Origin of the sequence: Parabacteroides vesiculifaciens (assembly GCF_049860805.1) — a bacterium.
In the GTDB taxonomy this organism is placed as follows: domain Bacteria; phylum Bacteroidota; class Bacteroidia; order Bacteroidales; family Tannerellaceae; genus Parabacteroides.
In genome coordinates this window covers 4,601,777-4,619,353 of record NZ_CP187555.1, presented here as the reverse complement: position 1 = coordinate 4,619,353, position 17,577 = coordinate 4,601,777, and the positions used below count along the sequence as shown (strand labels likewise).

At 38.9% G+C, this 17,577-nt stretch carries 21 protein-coding genes and 1 pseudogene; 16 read left to right on the top strand and 6 right to left on the bottom strand.

Annotated features, from left to right (window positions below):
• Positions 1–6: 6 nt before the first annotated feature.
• From ACPYIV_RS18485 to ACPYIV_RS18410, 16 genes are all read left to right on the top strand, one after another.
• Entirely contained in the window at positions 7–912 is a 906-nt protein-coding gene (locus ACPYIV_RS18485) for an immunity 22 family protein (protein WP_009017660.1), read from the top strand.
• 81 nt (positions 913–993) lie between these two features.
• Positions 994–1,395, top strand: a complete 402-nt coding sequence (locus ACPYIV_RS18480) for a hypothetical protein (RefSeq protein ID WP_005842521.1) — start codon at positions 994–996, stop codon at positions 1,393–1,395.
• Positions 1,396–1,473: 78 nt separating this feature from the next.
• The gene (locus ACPYIV_RS18475) at positions 1,474–1,824 is read left to right on the top strand and encodes a hypothetical protein (protein WP_048317449.1); all 351 of its coding nucleotides are present in this window, start codon (positions 1,474–1,476) and stop codon (positions 1,822–1,824) included.
• 44 nt (positions 1,825–1,868) lie between these two features.
• Positions 1,869–2,837: a hypothetical protein gene (locus tag ACPYIV_RS18470; protein ID WP_048317451.1), complete on the top strand. Its 969-nt coding sequence runs from the start codon at positions 1,869–1,871 to the stop codon at positions 2,835–2,837.
• A gap of 75 nt (positions 2,838–2,912) precedes the next feature.
• A complete protein-coding gene (locus tag ACPYIV_RS18465) occupies positions 2,913–3,434 on the top strand; it encodes a hypothetical protein (RefSeq protein WP_048317453.1) in 522 nt (173 codons plus the stop codon).
• Positions 3,435–3,526: 92 nt separating this feature from the next.
• On the top strand, positions 3,527–4,042 hold the full coding sequence (locus ACPYIV_RS18460) for an ankyrin repeat domain-containing protein (RefSeq protein WP_048317455.1): 516 nt from the start codon (positions 3,527–3,529) through the stop codon (positions 4,040–4,042).
• Positions 4,043–4,084: 42 nt separating this feature from the next.
• Positions 4,085–4,759: a hypothetical protein gene (locus ACPYIV_RS18455; protein ID WP_007662658.1), complete on the top strand. Its 675-nt coding sequence runs from the start codon at positions 4,085–4,087 to the stop codon at positions 4,757–4,759.
• Between the two features lie 83 nt (positions 4,760–4,842).
• Positions 4,843–5,532, top strand: coding sequence for a hypothetical protein (locus ACPYIV_RS18450; RefSeq protein WP_048317459.1), 690 nt, complete (start codon positions 4,843–4,845; stop codon positions 5,530–5,532).
• 85 nt (positions 5,533–5,617) lie between these two features.
• Positions 5,618–6,613 carry an SMI1/KNR4 family protein gene (locus ACPYIV_RS18445; RefSeq protein WP_007558975.1) on the top strand — a complete coding sequence of 332 codons (996 nt, stop codon included), beginning with the start codon at positions 5,618–5,620 and terminating at the stop codon, positions 6,611–6,613.
• A gap of 78 nt (positions 6,614–6,691) precedes the next feature.
• A complete protein-coding gene (locus ACPYIV_RS18440) occupies positions 6,692–7,144 on the top strand; it encodes a DUF4265 domain-containing protein (RefSeq protein WP_224262761.1) in 453 nt (150 codons plus the stop codon).
• Between the two features lie 71 nt (positions 7,145–7,215).
• Positions 7,216–7,650, top strand: coding sequence for a hypothetical protein (locus ACPYIV_RS18435; RefSeq protein WP_028728890.1), 435 nt, complete (start codon positions 7,216–7,218; stop codon positions 7,648–7,650).
• Between the two features lie 80 nt (positions 7,651–7,730).
• The gene (gene imm9, locus ACPYIV_RS18430) at positions 7,731–8,222 is read left to right on the top strand and encodes an Imm9 family immunity protein (RefSeq protein ID WP_004295321.1); all 492 of its coding nucleotides are present in this window, start codon (positions 7,731–7,733) and stop codon (positions 8,220–8,222) included.
• A 53-nt stretch (positions 8,223–8,275) separates the two neighbouring features.
• Positions 8,276–9,748: a hypothetical protein gene (locus tag ACPYIV_RS18425; RefSeq protein ID WP_007662661.1), complete on the top strand. Its 1,473-nt coding sequence runs from the start codon at positions 8,276–8,278 to the stop codon at positions 9,746–9,748.
• Between the two features lie 104 nt (positions 9,749–9,852).
• Entirely contained in the window at positions 9,853–10,221 is a 369-nt protein-coding gene (locus ACPYIV_RS18420) for an Imm44 family immunity protein (RefSeq protein ID WP_004295261.1), read from the top strand.
• Between the two features lie 59 nt (positions 10,222–10,280).
• On the top strand, positions 10,281–11,231 hold the full coding sequence (locus ACPYIV_RS18415) for a hypothetical protein (RefSeq protein ID WP_007662662.1): 951 nt from the start codon (positions 10,281–10,283) through the stop codon (positions 11,229–11,231).
• A 24-nt stretch (positions 11,232–11,255) separates the two neighbouring features.
• Positions 11,256–11,846 (top strand): DUF4948 family protein, encoded by a 591-nt coding sequence (locus tag ACPYIV_RS18410; RefSeq protein ID WP_004295259.1) that lies wholly within the window; start codon positions 11,256–11,258, stop codon positions 11,844–11,846.
• A 28-nt stretch (positions 11,847–11,874) separates the two neighbouring features.
• Here the strand turns inward: ACPYIV_RS18410 and ACPYIV_RS18405 are convergent, their stop codons facing one another.
• From ACPYIV_RS18405 to ACPYIV_RS18380, 6 genes and pseudogenes are all read right to left on the bottom strand, one after another.
• Positions 11,875–12,261, bottom strand: a complete 387-nt coding sequence (locus ACPYIV_RS18405; protein ID WP_129614412.1) for a hypothetical protein — start codon at positions 12,259–12,261, stop codon at positions 11,875–11,877.
• On the bottom strand, positions 12,258–12,653 hold the full coding sequence (locus ACPYIV_RS18400; RefSeq protein WP_007558995.1) for a hypothetical protein: 396 nt from the start codon (positions 12,651–12,653) through the stop codon (positions 12,258–12,260). The genes ACPYIV_RS18405 and ACPYIV_RS18400 overlap by 4 nt, the downstream gene beginning before the upstream one ends.
• Before the next feature lie 4 nt (positions 12,654–12,657).
• The gene (locus ACPYIV_RS18395; protein ID WP_007558996.1) at positions 12,658–12,939 is read right to left on the bottom strand and encodes an Imm17 family immunity protein; all 282 of its coding nucleotides are present in this window, start codon (positions 12,937–12,939) and stop codon (positions 12,658–12,660) included.
• A 154-nt stretch (positions 12,940–13,093) separates the two neighbouring features.
• A complete protein-coding gene (locus ACPYIV_RS18390) occupies positions 13,094–14,098 on the bottom strand; it encodes a TraM recognition domain-containing protein (RefSeq protein WP_425884507.1) in 1,005 nt (334 codons plus the stop codon).
• Complete coding sequence (locus tag ACPYIV_RS18385; RefSeq protein ID WP_425884505.1) at positions 14,062–15,879, bottom strand: reverse transcriptase domain-containing protein; 1,818 nt, start codon at positions 15,877–15,879, stop codon at positions 14,062–14,064. The genes ACPYIV_RS18390 and ACPYIV_RS18385 overlap by 37 nt, the downstream gene beginning before the upstream one ends.
• A 541-nt stretch (positions 15,880–16,420) precedes the next feature.
• Positions 16,421–17,569 (bottom strand): annotated as a pseudogene (locus ACPYIV_RS18380) (YWFCY domain-containing protein); the annotation flags it as partial.
• Positions 17,570–17,577 lie beyond the last annotated feature (8 nt).

The window sequence follows — 17,577 nt, the reverse complement described above, 5'->3', positions numbered from 1 at the left end:
AAGAAAATGAGCAAGATAATGATATGGGTCGGTCAATTCGATTCCGAAGCTGACTTTGAGAAATATATGGATCAATCGGCTTTCCGTCAATGGTGGAAAGAATACGATGAAGACAATAAGGAACTTCGTTGCCAGTTCTGTAAAGAGCTTGGTGTAATGGACTATGACGAAGATTCTCTTATTATGAAATATTCTTCTGAAGGACTTGAGAATCTGTTGAATGTTATTCCGGCAGACACAGATAAAATCAAGGAAATACTAAGAGCGAAAAAAATAACTGTCGCAAATGCGGCAATCATGTATAATAGCCATGAGGGTATATCATTGCAGAAAGCGACGAATACCGTATCGGTATCCTTCTTGGGCTCTTTTATTTTTGAACTTAATCCGACTGGTACAACAGCCTCGACTGCCGGTTTGAAATATATGACATGGATTGGGCATACCGATAAAAATGAAACCGAATTTATGGAGTATTTTAATCAAGAGCAATACCTCAAGGAGTTGGAAGCGTATGAATCCGGTCAGAGCAAAAAGCGTCCCAATCCCGAACATCGTTGTCAGTTCTGTAAAGACTTAGGTATAAAATTCTATTATCCAGAGTTTTTAAGAATTAAAATTGACAAAACATGTACAATGAATTCTGTTCAATTAATTCAATCAGTTATAATAGACAATAATGTACTTGATTGTTGGGTTGAAAAATCATTAAATAGAAATGGCCTTAATAATGCCTCAAATAATTGTACTTTCTGCTATATCCCGAATGGTTTTAGAGATAAAAAGAAAAACCAAAAAGTTTTTATTCTTAAAGAAAACATGAAAGGTCATCTTGGCATACCTAAAAAATATGTTGAAGAGATTGCGGACTATAATGGTCTTCGTTACTTATCAACATTTGAATGGGAATAAGCGACTAACAAACAGCAAACCGACTAAAAAGCGGAACGCTGCCAAACATTATCAATGTGCAAAATAAAAAATAAAAGTAGTATGGAACTGAAGCAATATCTTAAAACGAATTGCCACTGGGAAAATCGGGTAATCATAAGCCCGAATGAGCTTGTGGCAATTTATTCTAAAGCAAACTACCAACCGACTTCAAAGTTGATAGATTTCCTTATTTATTTCTACAATCAGGAATTTCAGTTTCCAAAAGTGGATGTGCATTTTAATTTAAAGAAAACATTAAACGATAATCCGCATTACTTATTCTACGACCAATTTTGTGAACTACTCCATGTTTCGGATATTTGTCCTTTTGGGGAATACGAACATGGATATATGGTCTTGCTTGTTGATAGTAAAAACAACATATATGGCGTAATGGATGATTATGTTGAAGGGTTTGGAAATGATTATTTCAAAATGCTAAATCAACTTTATAATCGGTAAGGCATTGATAACAAACAGCAGACCGACTGAATAAGCGGAACGCTGACAAACATTACCAACTAAAGAAAATTAATAAATATGGTCAAGTACAAACTAACAGTAGATGAACCGTGGGGTTTCAATCATAATGGTAGTAATATTCTTCATGGTATAGTAATAAAGCAACTTTCTCCTACATTTCTTCTTTTCAAATCTGATAGTTTTTTAGATTTTAATGGACAAAAAAGTTGTATTCTAATTTTGAAACCCAGATATGAAAAAGAATATTTTGATTTAGAAACGAATGTTGATGTTATTGTCGGTGGTGCTTTGTGTTTAGAAAATAAATACGAAGAAAAAAATGAAGAATATTTAATATCACATAGCCAATATATGCTTATTGGGAGAATTGAAAAAATAAATGTTGGTAACAATCAACTTAACAGCTAAATGCAGTTAGCTGAAATACATTATGTATCTTAATAAAATTCAATATGATATATATTCGTAAACAAACTTCACAGGAAATTGCAAATATAACCATAGTACAAGGAGAATCAATACAATTATTTGGTACACAGGGATATACTGTGAGTCAATTGCAATCCATTAATAAATTGCTTGGAATGAATGATTGTATGATATGTATTGATTGTGATTTAGGAATAAGTCAAGAAGATGAAGATTTGATATACAATCTCAATATTATTGAATTTTTGAGTAATGTACGGCATTTACTTGTCTCCAACTTTCCGCATAAAGCAGAATTGGATTCTATTGATTTTGTTCAATATACTCCATTACTGCAAAGTCTTTCAATTTTAGGTCTGATTAAAAGAAGCATATCATTGCAGAGCCTGCAAGAGTTAAAGTTCTTAGATGCTCTTAATTTTGGAGACTATTTGGAAATTACTAAAAAACAACTTTCTGTCATTAACAGTTTGACAAATCTTAAAGAATTGGAGGTCAAAAAAATGGACGCATCGAGTCTGAATCCTAACTTCAATATGAAAAAGTTATCCATATTCTCCAAACTGACAAACGGGGAGTGTTTGCCTGACAAATTTCCGAATTTGGAATATCTGTATCTGAAAAGGCAGACGAAATGCTCGGATTTTTCGTGGATATCTAAATTGGTTAATCTGAAAAGACTTTATCTGCACTGGACTTTCAGTCTTGAGACCTTGCCAGACTTGTCAAAACTGAGCAACTTGGAATTGTTGGAGTTGGCAGGCTGCCCGAATCTGCGCTATGGTATAGACAGTGTCAGATATCTTCCGAAATTGCAGCGTTTTGTCGCAACGGAACTAACATGTCTAACAACCGAAGAGTTGGAAAAAACATTATTTCATCTGAAAACCTTGAAATCTGTATATATTTATTTCAGAAATAATAATGCAGAGAATAAAGCAATGGAAAAGTTAATGAAAAAATATAATTGGGTAAGTCATCCCAACTTATAAAGATACATAACAAGCGGCTTACCCTCCCCTGAAAAGGTCGGTTAGCCACCGGACATTAGCATCAAATAAAAAAGAATGAAAACAATAAAAGAATTGCTTGATGAAGTCATTGATTTAGAAGGTAAGGTTCAAATAAGCCAAGCTATCGACTTTCATAAGGGAGTGCCTACCCTTGAAAAAGGAGTTTATAGAAATGTCTCTCCTATGTTGAAAATCAGGTATGGGGCATTTGGTAAATGGATTAATGCGACACATGGAGATTGGCTTGATACAAAAGAAATGGAAAGTCCATGGAATGAAGATGAAAAGGATGAACGGTTGATAGGAATTGTTCGCGACATAAAAGCTTCAAAGGATTATTGGGAAGACCATGCTACTGGACTATTTGCGCCAAACAGAATTTCCATTTTTGCAGCAAGCGATAATGGCTATGAAATGATTTGCCTAATATGGTTTGACGGTACAGAAGAACCGGAATTATGGGTATATGATTGCAACGGTGAAAGTCGATATAAAGATTTAGCTGCTTATTTGCAAGCATATATTGATGATGATGTATCAGCTTCTGAAGTAAAGTGGAAATTAGCTGATATGTGATTCTTTTATTAGAAGTGATGCTAACATACACCTTAATCGCCCAAAATGGCGATTAGCTGCCGAACATTATCAAATTCTAAAATAAAGCAGTTATGAGTACAAAATATAACGAAAAAGCAGAAGATCTGATGTTTGAATTATTCGACGAAGATGATTTTACAAAAGTCATATCATTTGTGGATAAGTATGGATGTGATTTTGTGGATAGAGATGGAAGAAATCTATTAATGAATTTCATTGTCGAAGGAAAGAGTACGTTTGCCATTGAACTAATAAAGCAATACAAAATGAATGGTTTGAATTTGGATTTGCAAGATGACTCTGGGTGGACGGCGTTGCATTTCGCTGCTCAAGAGAATAGCCCGGAAATTATAGAACTTCTTGCAGGGTCAAAGGCAAACTTAAATATCCAAGAAGAAAATGGTCGTACCCCGCTATTCATTGCCATTTTTGATAGAAATGACAAATCTGCGATTACATTATTGGAAAATGGTGCAGATATAACAGTGAATAATAATTCAGGTGTTTCTCCAATGTCATTTGTAACGAAAAAAGTAAATAAATGGATAAATGAGAATTTGATAACAAACAGCAAACCGACTGAATAAGTGGAACGCTGCCAAACATTATCGACCTGAAAAGAACAAGAAATGAAACCAAGAGATATATTTATTAAAGCCTGCAATGAGATAGCTATTCCTTTTATCGCAATGGGATTTAAGCCGTCTAAAAATGGACAATGTTTGAAAAAGATTTCAAAAGACAAAAATTTGACTTTTGAAATATGGTTTCGTTCAAGTGTATATAATTCATCTTGTAGTGTGGCTATATATCCACTGATTACGATTACCTGTAAAAACTTGAAAAAGTGGGTGCAAGAAGAGAATCTCAATGTCAATGATGATGGCTTAGTATATCATAATCATATTGGATACCTATCGCCAATAAATCAATATCAATCTTGGGATCTTGCCGGACTAAGCTATGCTCCATCAATAAAAACAATAATTGATTTACTTGAAAAATATGCTTGTCCGATATTTGATTTATTTGAGAATAGACAAATGGCTATTGACTTCATTACGCAACATGGCTGTTGTTTCAATCAATACACGAAAGACTCTCTCCTTGCCCTGCCATATATGTTGAGATATGGTGAAAAGGAACAAGCCGAGAACTACTTCAATCATTACATACATTCAAGTAAATGTCGAAATAGATTTGTAAAAGCCTATTCTCAATTAGAAAAGAATGATGTAATTGATTGTGGATTAGATAATCGTTTTGTAATACTTGCATATAGTCAAAAACTAAAAATAAAATAGGTCGATAACAAACAGATGAAACTTTTAAGGTGGTTTATCCGCCGAACATTATCTGCCCAATAATATGAACTAAAAAAAGTGATATGGAAACTAAAGCGGAAGTCCTAAAATACATGTTTACAAGAATACAAGAGATGCTTCCTGTAAATGTGGTCAAAGCAAAAAAGAATAAAGACTACTTTACTTACATAGTGGAAAACGATTGTAGTATTGAGTTTTACTTTCAAACAACCCAAGGTGGATATGCCGGTAAAAACACTTTTTGTATGGGTGTATCAGCTAAAATAAAGAATCCATATTTATGTAGTCTTGTATCAGAACCATTAAATAAAAAAGACGCTGGTGGTAACATCATAGTTTGCTTTGATAATAATATTGATTGGTTTAAGCAGCATCTAATGGATATGGATTATTTTTTCGGGAATAAGAGTGACAAGACTCCTAACGTTGAGAGATTCTTAAACGATTTGAAAAAGGATTTTTTTCCGTATATCATACCTTTTGTCAAACAATATACAAAAATTATAGATTTTTACTCAAATTCGGGTCATATTCAGCATATATATGCAGATAAACAGTTTAGCTTAGGAGTAATCTGTTCTCTCTTGTGCAACCATGAAGAGTTCATTGAAGAAACTTTGGTTCCATTAGCCAAAGCAAGTGAAGGAGGTTGGATATTTAGAGAATTTTTTAAGTGCACAAACTACGTTACCGATATAGTTGAGCCGATTAAGAAATATGTCGCAGAGAATAATATCCATTTTGAACAATGAGAAGAATAGAATGGGCAGATAAAAGCGGATTAATTGCTCTCGAAATGGTCGGTTATCCACCAAACATTATCTGCCCATAAAAAGAATGAATATGAAAATAGAATTAGAAAATTGCCAAAAAAGTCTTACTCTCAAAGATTTTGAAGAAATAGAGAGTAAATTGGGTTATGCCTTGCCGGAAAGACTGAAAGAGTTCTATTTACAATATAATGGAGGTTCTACGAAACAGACCGCAAGCATAAATAAATATCAAGAGGTGGAAATTGAAGATTTCTTCCCATTCAAATATAACAAGGATTTTAAGAATGACCCCAGATATACGGCAGAAGGCGAAACATTAGAGTTAAGAAAAGCTGGAGCTATATCTGATAGCATTCTTATTTTTGCTATGGAATCTACCGATGAAGGTCGGATTACCATAGACTTGGTTAATGGAAAGATCTATCTTTACCCTATTGTGGGGATGCAAGATGTAATCTTCAATTTTGGAGAGCCACGACTTGTTGCAAATTCAATAGATGATTTCTTTGACAATCTCGTTGTTTTGGACGGGCACAAAGCAATTCCAGCAATAGAAGAAATCGAAGAGGGACAAACGGAGACAGCAGGTGTAATGCCTGAACTTTCGGACTGTTCGGCTTCGCTAACAAAAGAAGATATAAAGAATTTTGAGGTTGAGTTGAATGTAAAGATTCCGGCAGGCATGAAGAACTTTTACCTCAAGTTCAACGGTGGTATGCCATCACCATATTGTTATCAACCGCAGGACGAGGATTTGGATCGGGTGGAGATAAATGCGTTCTTTCCGATAAAGGAACGCACCAATGCTTTTGAAACAATTGAAGTCATAGCCAAAGATATATGGAGTAGGAATTTAATGCCATGCAATCTGTTGCCTTTTGCTATGGATTCGGGTGGAAACTATTATGCGTTGAACTTGAAGAATAAAAAGATTTACTATTACTTGACTGACGAGTGGGACGAAAACGCTTCAAGAGAATACAACTTTGAAACAAATACTCGTTACATCGCCCAGTCATTCAATTACTTTATAAATCATTTTATCGAAGAAGAGGAATAAAGCGGGCAGATAACAAGCGGATCAATCTCCTTTAATGATGATTATCCACCGAACATTATCAACTTATTAATGAATAAAATGAAAAAAGACAAACATATAAAAGTGCTATTTCACTTGGAACAAGATGAAGATGGCTATCCACCATTTTCTATTGAAGGTTTGTGGTGCAAAAAGGCAAGTAATGATACTTATATTGTCGATAATGTGCCATTCTATACCTATGGAATCAGTTTGGGGGATGAGATATGTGTTACAGAAGAAGATGGCGAATATCATTTTCAATCCATAGTGAATCCCTCTGGAAATAGCACATTGAGGGTACATTTTAACGATAAACGTATGCAGATGGTCAGAGACAAACTACTTGATATGGGATGCAAGGTAGAGATTTCTAATCTCCCTTCATTCGTATCCATAAATGTACCACAAGAAGTTTCCTTAAAAGTGGTCGAAGATGTTCTGACCAATATGCAAAAAGAATGTGATAGTTTGGCTTATGAACATGGTGTTGTCAGACAAAATATAAGTTGATAACAAACAGCAGACCGACTGAATAAGCGGAACGCTGCCGGACATTAGCAATTGACGAAAAAAAGAAAGCAATGAGTGAAATTATAGAATACCGTCCAATTAATGAGGACGAACGAATAGAAATAGATCAGCTTGCGGCTAAAGGTTTAGTCCTTATAGGTTTGCAGGAAAGTGCTGAATCCTCTGCCATCCTTGATGGCATAAAGAACTATCTCAATAATTTTGAAAGTTCAGATGACGAGGAAATTACGGATAGGGCTTATGAGTTAGGTTCCCTGTTAGGAAACACCATCCAAAAGCACTATGGATGGAACTGGTTTTGTGTAGAGGAAAATACAGATGATTCTTTTCATTGTGTTGCTTCTAATAAAGAACGAGCCTGCTGCGCCTGTCATGAATATATATACTCCATATTGACAAAACAGCATTCCAATAATGTAAAGTTGCTGTTCAATATGATAAAGAAGGACTATCCTAAAGAATGGCACTTCATGTTGCTTTCTTAAAAGATTGCTAACAAACAGATGAAACATTTAAGGCAGTTTATCTGCTAAACATTATAAACTCTGGATATAAGGATGAATGTATGAATAATCAATATGCAGTTTTAATAAGTAGTGAAATCCCCGAACTTGGAGAATTGGACTTACTGCGCTCAATTTACCGAGAGTTGAATGGTTATATGGAAGATTACAATAACCAAATCAACTTAGATGATTTGGGAGATTGGAAACTTCTCATACAGATAAATCTTCGAAATACTAATGGGGGGATTGGGATTTTCAAACGGGCAAAACGTTTCCCATCTAATAAAGAGTTTGAAATATCTATTTCCATACCAGTACCAAATTTGGAGGAAGCACGCTATGGAATATCCGATATGACGGGGATTTATATTCCTTTAAATATTAAAAACTTCTACATTCTTTCTCCATGCTTTAGTAAATATGATAATTTGTATCATTATATTCTTGAGAGTGCAAAACAAGCCATAGATGCAGCTTTTACTTATGGCTTTACATGTAACGGCAAAAGAATAAAGAAAAAAGAGTTTATAACAAACAGCACTACCGACTGAATAAGGCGGAACGCTGCAAACCATTAGCATCGAAAAATTATAATTAAACCAATATGAAAGCAAAGATAGGAGATGTCTATACTATCTATAATAATCGTTTAAGGCTTTATACAGCCTGTCAGATTACAAACGTAATAGAGGATAAGGGCGACGCAATTTGTCTTTACCTGGATTGGACTGGAGAATCGCCTCTTCATCTAGTACAGATGGAAAATCTCCAACCTCTTTATATGGATTTCATGTATTGGGAGAGGCAATTATGTATAGCCAATGTCGATATAGATGTTCCAGCTTATTTTATATTTGTAGGTAATATTCCTCCTCTTACAAACGAGGAAAACTCATATTTTGGTACAGGGAATTATGGGTATGATGTATATAGGCAAATTAAATGGCAACAGATTCCTGAAGAAAGGAGAAAAGCGTTTAAGATTGCAATGAAAAGTGAGGAAACAGTATGGCTTAATGGAACTGAATATAAAATAAGTTCGCACTATGTAGATGACGCCCATTGCCCGTTTTCCAAAGCAGATGAATTAAAAGTATTCCCATGTCTTTCTACGCTGGTTCTTAAAGAATATCATCAGGGGCTCATTGAATATTTGGATAATACACCGTTTATTACAGAACTGACATATAAGGGTAAAGGACAAAGAAGTCTTGATTTTCGTGGTACAAGCCTACGAAAACTTCTCATAGATTTGACTGAAATTGATGAACTATGGTTGAATGATGAAATGGAACAGTTATATCTTTTGAATGATAAAATTAGTCCATGTGTCATTCATGCAAGAGATAACGGGGCTAACCTTCTCTTACAATACCGTAAAATATTTCACCCCTATCCTGAACTTTCCAATCTCAACAGTCTTCATGGCATAGAAATTAATGAAGTGGATATGAACGATATATTCTCCGTTTACCCTAATCTGAAAGAACTCTGGTTATGGGGAAAACCCGGGTATATCAGAAACTTCTCGGTACTCGAAAGTTTTAGGAACATTGAAGTTTTCGCAACGAGGAATCTTTTTGGCTTCAGTTCAGAGGATATTCCTGTGCCAGAACGGATGGAACATCTAAACTGGCTTTGGATGACAAGTTTGCCAGAAGATGCGGCAAAATGTATAAAAAAATTATACAAGAAGCGAAAAAACGAAGGAATGAATCTTTCCGTCACGCAGGCAAGAAAACCAGAGTGGATAAAAGAAAATATGGATAATCCATTCAGAGATTGGGATGACAGTGATTATATCTCACCCTCCTCCGCCAAAAAGGCCATTATCCAGTACAGGAAGACACGAAACGAGTTACTCGCCCTGAATGTTCAAAATGATCCGGAGGCGCAGACTAAAGCAATTGCTGCGGTAGAGGAATATACAAAGACATTTAATCGAATGAGATGTATCGAAACTGATGAACGGGATCTGGTATACGAGGTATTGTGTTCAATAATTGACTACATGAATAATCCAATAATTGATAAGGCAAGATTGCTGGATAGATTCGAAGAACTACGGGATTTCTGAGAAACAAGTATAAAAACCGTAAATAAAAAACGATGCTAACAAGCTGCAACCCGACTGAACAAAGGCGGAACGCTGCCGGACATTACTAACGATAACAAATTTGTATGAAAGTTTTTATTGGAGGTGAATTGGAACATAGTATTTCTGATAAGTTTCGTAAAGCAAGAAACTCTGTAATAGAATATATGGATTGTCTATGTGATATTTCATATATTAATGAACTAAGTTTCTATGTATTCTGCTTAAAAGGATTTACTACAAATCCATTAAGTCGATATTCGAAAAAACGTAATCGGATAGAATTGGAAATTCTACTCCCATTTGATAAATTTGAAACAGCAAATGATTCTCAATGTGTTGAGATATTGAAACAAAGTATTCTTGATGCTATTGAGAACTATAAAAATAAAAACATTCCACAACAATATATTGATGTAATTGTAGAAAAAATGAAAGCATCAATTAATGAATGAATTCGTTAGTAACAAACAGCACTACTGCTTAAAGCGGAACGCTATTGAACATTACAGCTATGGATATAACGAATAGAATTATTGTCGCCTTACTGGAACGAATGAAAAGTAGAAACAAGAACTTTTCATTATCAAGACCTAAGTTTCATCGGTTGTTTCAAATAAATCCCGATGGCTACTTATGGTATGGCGAGAAACTGGAGCGGCATTTACTTAACAAATATGGAGAATCGGCTGATACATTGAAATATCTTGATATATATTATTTCATTTCCAATATTGTGCGGTTGTATTACATGCCTAAAAATTCAAATTCGGAGGAAAACGAGTTTGGAAAGCTATACGCTTATGGCTCCATAATAGGGTTACACCGTTGTCATATTCCAGATAAGCGAATATATCTGAACCGATTGTTAAATACTTTACTGTTCTGTTGTCCGACTTCTGAAGAATATATCCGTAGATTCCGCTGGCAAAAAAACGGTATATATTACAAATCGCAGGATGTGGAAGTTCTTATTGCCGATACATTTACAGAAATACGGGAATCGGACAAACAATCAGAATCCATTGAAATAGTTGAGTCAATAGTCAATGAGACATACCGTTATCTGGTAGGCTCAAATACGGGGCTTCCATTTGTCCGTTCGGAAACTTTATTGCACTACAACCTGAACCCATCTGATTATATGTGGCTATATCAGCACGATAAGGAATTGTTTTATACTTGTCTTGATGCAGCAGCATTACAGTCGGAGATTTTCAGTTACAAGTCATTTGTGTACAATTTCAACCTGTATATTCTAAAAGACGCAAATATATTGGATGAATTGTCCAGATATTCCAAATGTTATGAAGCCGTTTTAGAACTGCTTTTCAAATCCGATTCAATTATGCAGAACTCTGTTATTCGGCAAATCAAATTATGTAGAAATGAAGATACCATTAAACAGAATAACAGATTGGATGCTATTAACAAATGGCTCAACTCCCTAAACAAGATTGGTTAGCCACAGAACATTAAACATTAGAAAATGAGAACACCAGTCATAATCCTGTTATTTGTAATCCTGCTTGCCGTAAGCTGCGGAGAGCCTCCCATGCCGCCGTCGGACGAGGAAATGATACGCCATTTCACCACGCACGAGGTGGCGTTCCGTAAGGTGTACGAAATCATGGCAGAGAGTTCAGAAGGTAGTTTTCACTACCCGCCGCTTTCTCCGGAAGAGGTTATTATACTTGATTCAATGGAGCAAAGCGATACATCCCATGAAACGAATGATGAACAAGACATCCCGGTATATGGACTGTTGAAGCCGGAGCGAATCCTACTCGACTCCCTGTTATCAGAGATTGGATGCGGTTTTATCCTTGTTGATCGCAGGGAATGGGGAACGGCAGATTCGGTATATGTGAGCCTCGTTATGCCGTACTACTCCCACGGCATCGTGGATGCCGGAACGTCCAAGAGTTTCGTTTACGATCCCGGATTGAGAAGCCGTCGGAATATCCGTATCACCGAACATGGCGACCTGAACGAGATCTACCGCAGGACGTACAACGACACCACGCTTTACAAGCCCATCAAGGGAAACTGGTACATCGAGTTAGACCATTCGATATAACGGCCCGGAGTCCGTATCAAAGTATGTATCACTTTTTGTCAAGAAGATACATCATAAAGCAGATAATGGCCATCGCAAGGAAAAATAACAGAACCGCAAGGAGTTCGTTAAACCTGCACTTGGCATAGTGAGACATCACTGCTTTGCCTCGCCATTTGTAAATCCTGCTGACGAGCGACATAACGGCAAATGTGACAATGCTAAAAACGACACATGGCAACAATGCCGACACACCTGGAAAAAGCCGGATAGTAACAGTCATCATAGGGAATATCAAAAGAGCGAAGCTATAAATCGAGAGCATCATTTCGCCATCGACCCTGCCTGTTCGTCTTGCCTGCTTCCATTTCTCCCCCATCCACCAAAGGTAGTCCCAGAGATAAAAGCGCCGTTTATGTTCCTGTGGTTTCATCATGGCTTATGTATAAATCCGAGGTGGAACATCAGCGCTACATTTGCCACGATCAGGGCGATAGCGATAAGAACTATTTTGGCGAGCTTCCTGCCGGGATGTTTCATCTTCCCGTAATGTTCACGGAGCGCTTCACGCCGTCCGGCTGTATAGCGTAGCTTGCAGAATAAATCGGGAAGAAAGCATAGAGGAATCACTATGGCCAAACCAATCATCCAGCCGAAAAGGCGCAATATCGGTGGAAACCCAAGCGGTATGAGTAGGACGAAGAGCCAGCACCAAAACAGTAGCATACGTCCGTTGAGATTGGTACGCTCCCTTTCGTGCCATATCTCGGCTACATACCACATATAGTCGATGAAGCAGATCCGGTATTTGCGATTGTCCTTTTCCATACCGTTATCTCCATACAAAGAAATCGACCAATATAAGTATAATCAGAACGCTGACCAACACAATCTGAACCCTGCGGCGTGTTTCAGGCTTGCAATCGTCAAATAACCACAGTTTGCTGTTAAACTGCCAATGACATGCCCATTTCCAACGGAACAGCAACCCTGCAAGCCATAGGGCAAGCAACCCGACACCAAACAGCAACCCGTATTTCGGGTGAGCCTGCAACCACTCGAAAAACGCTTCCGCCTTGCTGTTCATTGCTTCGTATATATCGGTAACTGTCATACTTATAATTAAAAGGATTCCGAACACAAAAATAATGTTTTCCGTTCACATAATCACTACTTTATGCTCCAAAACACCGGCTGTGCGGTTATAAAATCAGGAAACAGCCCCCGTTAAGGTCACGGAGGTTGTTTGCGGGGGTGTTTGTGTTCATTTAGTTCTGTTCCGGCAGGAGCTTGCAAAGCACCGGGTCGTTCTTGATACGTTCCAGTTCCTCGGCGACGATGCGGCCGGCCTCTGCCTTGATACGTTCGTAGTTTTCCTGCACGACCTGTTTCATGTGATCCGTCCCGTTCTCGTCCGTGAAGTCGGTAATTTGTGGTATCTTCTTGTGCCGGGCCGTTTCCGCTTTCACTTTTTCGTTGTCCACGACAATCTCGCAGTGGAAAATCTTCTGCTCGATACGTTCGTCGAAATTGTCCGCCACGGCCCCGACGAACATTCCCTGCGTGAGCGTCGAGATCTTCGAGGCCGGGATCAGGCTGTCCAGCTGCGTGGATATGGATGTCGATTTGTCGCTGCGGCTCAACGTCATGCTCTGCCGCTTCTGCAATACCTTACCGAACCGTTCCGAGAGTGTCTTGGCCGTTTCACCTACGACCTGCCCGGAGAAGATGTTGCCCACCGTGTTCATCACGACGGCGGCCTCCTTGTCCCCGTAGTCCCTCTTCAACTGTGAAAAATCCTGGAAGCACAGCAGCACGGCGACCTTGTTGCTTCTGGCCGTGGCGATCAGGTTGTCGAGTCCCTTGAAGTAGATTGTCGGCAGCTCGTCGATGATGATGCCCGATTTGAGCTGGCCTTTCTTATTTATGAGCTTGACAATCCGGGAATTATACAATCCCAAAGCCGCTCCGTAAATGTTTTGCCTGTCGGGATTGTTCCCCACGCAGAGTATCTTGGGATCGTCCGGGTTATTGATGTCGAGCGTGAAATCGTCGCCCGACATGACCCAATATAGCTGGGGCGAAATCATGCGGGAAAGCGGAATTTTGGCCGATGCTATCTGGCCATAGGCTAAGCACCCGGCGCCTTGCCGTGTTTTATCACGATAGGTTTCCAAGCACTCGCCTCCGAACCGTGCATACAGGTCTCCCCGTACACGGCTCTCCACCTTCTCATTCAATCTAACTTTCCTGCGTGTATCTTGTGATGACATACTGAACATACTGCTAATGTTTTACGTTTACGTGAAATCATTTTAATCTCCCAATCACTTTTGCCATTAAGGTCTTTAAGTTTACGTACATGGTGCATTTCGAGGTTGTCCGTAGCACCGCAGTTTTCACATACCCGTGCTTGAAGTCTCTTGATTAAACCATTTCTGCCGCCCGTTATGGCAATCGTGTTGGGTAGTCTGTCATCTAAATACCGATTAGGCAGTTCCTTACGTTTAAAGCCTTTGTCATAGAACTCACGTTTGAACTCATATCCATTTTTATTGGTGTACGGTATGGCAAACACTCCGTTTTTCTTGTACCTTGCTATGATTTTCTTTTTCGAGGTACTGTATTTTGCGGCATATGTCTTATACATACTGTATTCCATTATATTATAGAATGAATCTATCACAGGACTGTTGTTTGCAATCGAATAGAAGTTATAGAACCCCATGATTTCGGAGTTATATTGGCTTATAATCTCCAAATCATCAAGACAACGCATGTATGAACGACCTTTTGGCTTCCAGATTTCCTTTCCATTTTGTACGGTGATTTTTACCGCATCATATTCAAGGAGTTTCTTTCTCATAACCTCGGTTGTCACATACAAAACTATCTTGTGGTCTAAGCTTCTTGTTAAATGTCCGTTTTTATCCCTATGGATATCGTTTGACTTTCTCACGAATATGTCATATCCGAGAAATTTAGCATGTTTCCTTGCATTAGTAATCAGCGTTTTCTCATCAGATAGTTCCAATTTCAATTTTTCAGCCATAAATTTCTTTATGTCCTCTTTGATATGGATACAGTCTTCTTTACTGCCAATAATACCAATCAGGAAATCATCCGCATATCTCACATATTTCAGTCGTTTCATGTCCGAGTCCATTTCATCACTTGCGGGATACTTAAGACGTTCTTTAACAATCTCTTTGATTTGCATCATCAGTCGTTGACGTTCAACTTCGTCCGTTGACTTTTTTAGCTTCTCCACTAACTTGGCTTTCCGTTGTCCAAAACGTTTTACTATCGGATTTTCTTTACGCCTTTTCCCTTTATCAAATCTATTGATGTATTCCTTAATGTATTTGTCAAACTTGTCAAGATAGATATTTGCCAATATGGGACTTATTATTCCACCTTGAGGTGTTCCACTATACGATTTGTGAAATACCCAATCTTCTACATACCCGGCATTCAGGAACTTTCGGATAAGACGCAGAAAGCGTACATCCGAAATACGTTCTGAAAGAATTGCTATCAATACTTCGTGGTCGATATTATCAAAGAAACCTTTGATGTCTCCCTCGATAAACCACTTTGTATTGTTGAATCTCTTTTGGATGTTCCAAAGTGCAGTCTGTGGACTTCTCTGTGGTCTGAAACCATGAGAGGAGTTTTCAAAACTACCCTCATAGATTGCTTCCAAAATCATTCGAATAGCTTCTTGCAGGAGCTTGTCAATGAATGACGGAATACCCAGCGGTCGCATCTTCCCGTTTTTCTTGGGAATATACACCCGTTGAGAGGGATTCGGCTGATACGTCTCATCTTTGAGCGTATCAATCAACCGTTCAATATGAGATATACTGAAGCCGTCAACGGTTTTTCCGTCAACACCTTTGGTCATATTGCCCTGTTTTGCATATATGCGTTGGTAGGCAATATAGTATATCTCTTCATTAAACAGTATCCGGTACAAACGTTCAAACTTGTACTCCAAGTCGGAACTATGTTGTGTTAGACTGTTTAATATCTTCTCTGGATTTCTTTTCATGTCTCTCACATTTTCCAAAATTTGACATTAAACGATATTGGCTGCTTCCCTTCGCCATGTACAAGGTTTTCCCTTGCTCGGACTACTACGGAAGCTCTGTTGCCATATGGGTTGCCCCACTTAGGCAATCCCCGTTTAGACATATAATAACTATTTGGCATGATAGATTGTCGGATACGACTTTCGTCCTTTACTATGTATGTAGTTGCTCCGTGATAAGTTCTTTTGCCCAAACAACCTACAAGGCGAAGTTGGGTATCACGGCTTGGCGTCTATAACTGTCTTCCGCCAAGGCTTAACCATCGAGCCGCTCGGACTATCGTTTAACCAGTATAGGCTTTATCCTCATATCTATCGTTTCACCTCGCCACCCGGTCAGGACTTGACAATTAGTCCACTTGTGGCTTTACCGACATGCTACACTCCCCATCGTCTTTCGTTGAATGGATAAGTCGGCTGGTGATAGGTAATTATTTCAAAGAACACGTACCTAATAGCTTGCCAAAGCTATATTTATTATATGCCCTTACGGGCGCACCTGGAGCTGGTCTTGAGCGCCTCCGAGCCAGGCATCCATAAAGGGGCTGAGGTAGTTTTCGAGTTCCGGGTAGGATGTCAGAATCGGGAAAATATCCTCGTACCGCTTGTTCAGGAACTCGATGGCGTGCGGGAAGGTACAATACCGCCCGTTGTCGTAGATGCGCAGGAACCAGATCACGGCCGCGAAAAGGATAATGGGGCTTTCCACAAAAAAATCGCCCTGCTTCTGCACCCAGCTTCGGTTCAGGTTGAGCATGATGGTATAGGCGCTCTCGTAGGCGTCCGAAATATCGGTCATGAAGTCCGGGTGAATGGGGTTACAGCGGTGCGAGCGGCGCGGGTCGTCGAAATTTATGACGTAGAAAGTCGGGATTTTCTTGTAACCTTTCTGGTGATTCAGCAGGTGGTTGTAAGCGATTTCCGAAAGATCGGGAAACTTGTAGTCATAGATGTATTGGGTATAGCCCTTTTCGATTTGCTGTTTAATGAACTGGTTTACAACACAATAACTCTTTCCGCTGCCCGGGCTTCCCATGCAGATGCAAGCCCTTTGCGGGTTTACGACATTGGCGAACCCGTTGTTCCACTGTTTGTTATAGTAAAATTTCGTCGGCAGATTTATGGAGTACTCGTTCTCGATCAGGCGTGTTTCCTGCTGGAATGATTCGTTCTCGTTGTTGAAAGGGTCATCCATGAGATTGTTCTTCAGCAGGCGGGACATCCACACGCCGCCCATCAAGAGGCAGATATACCCGGCCGATAGGGTCAGTATGTAGAAAGCCGCGTTCGCCATCGCCGTCAGCGGCAAGTCCAGCAGCCACCAGTTGAAGAAGAACAGCACGCCTCCCGTGGCCAGCGATGCCGTGATTTTCCGCCAGGTAATTTTCTCCTCTTTTACTCCTTTTGTCCCGAGGCATGAAAGGGCGAGGAACACGACGGCGAAAAGTTTCGTCCATAGTATATTCCGGAACAGCCCCGCGGTGCGGTCGAAGTTCAGCAGAATCCTATCGACCACGCCGATATTGATTCCCCATTCCCGTATCTGCCCGTAACAGAACCAGTAGATGTTGATAACCACGAACAAGATACTCAATGCCCGCATGAAATCCATTGTTTTTGCAAGACCCCGAAGGTCGTCTTCCTGTTGCATAACCGTAA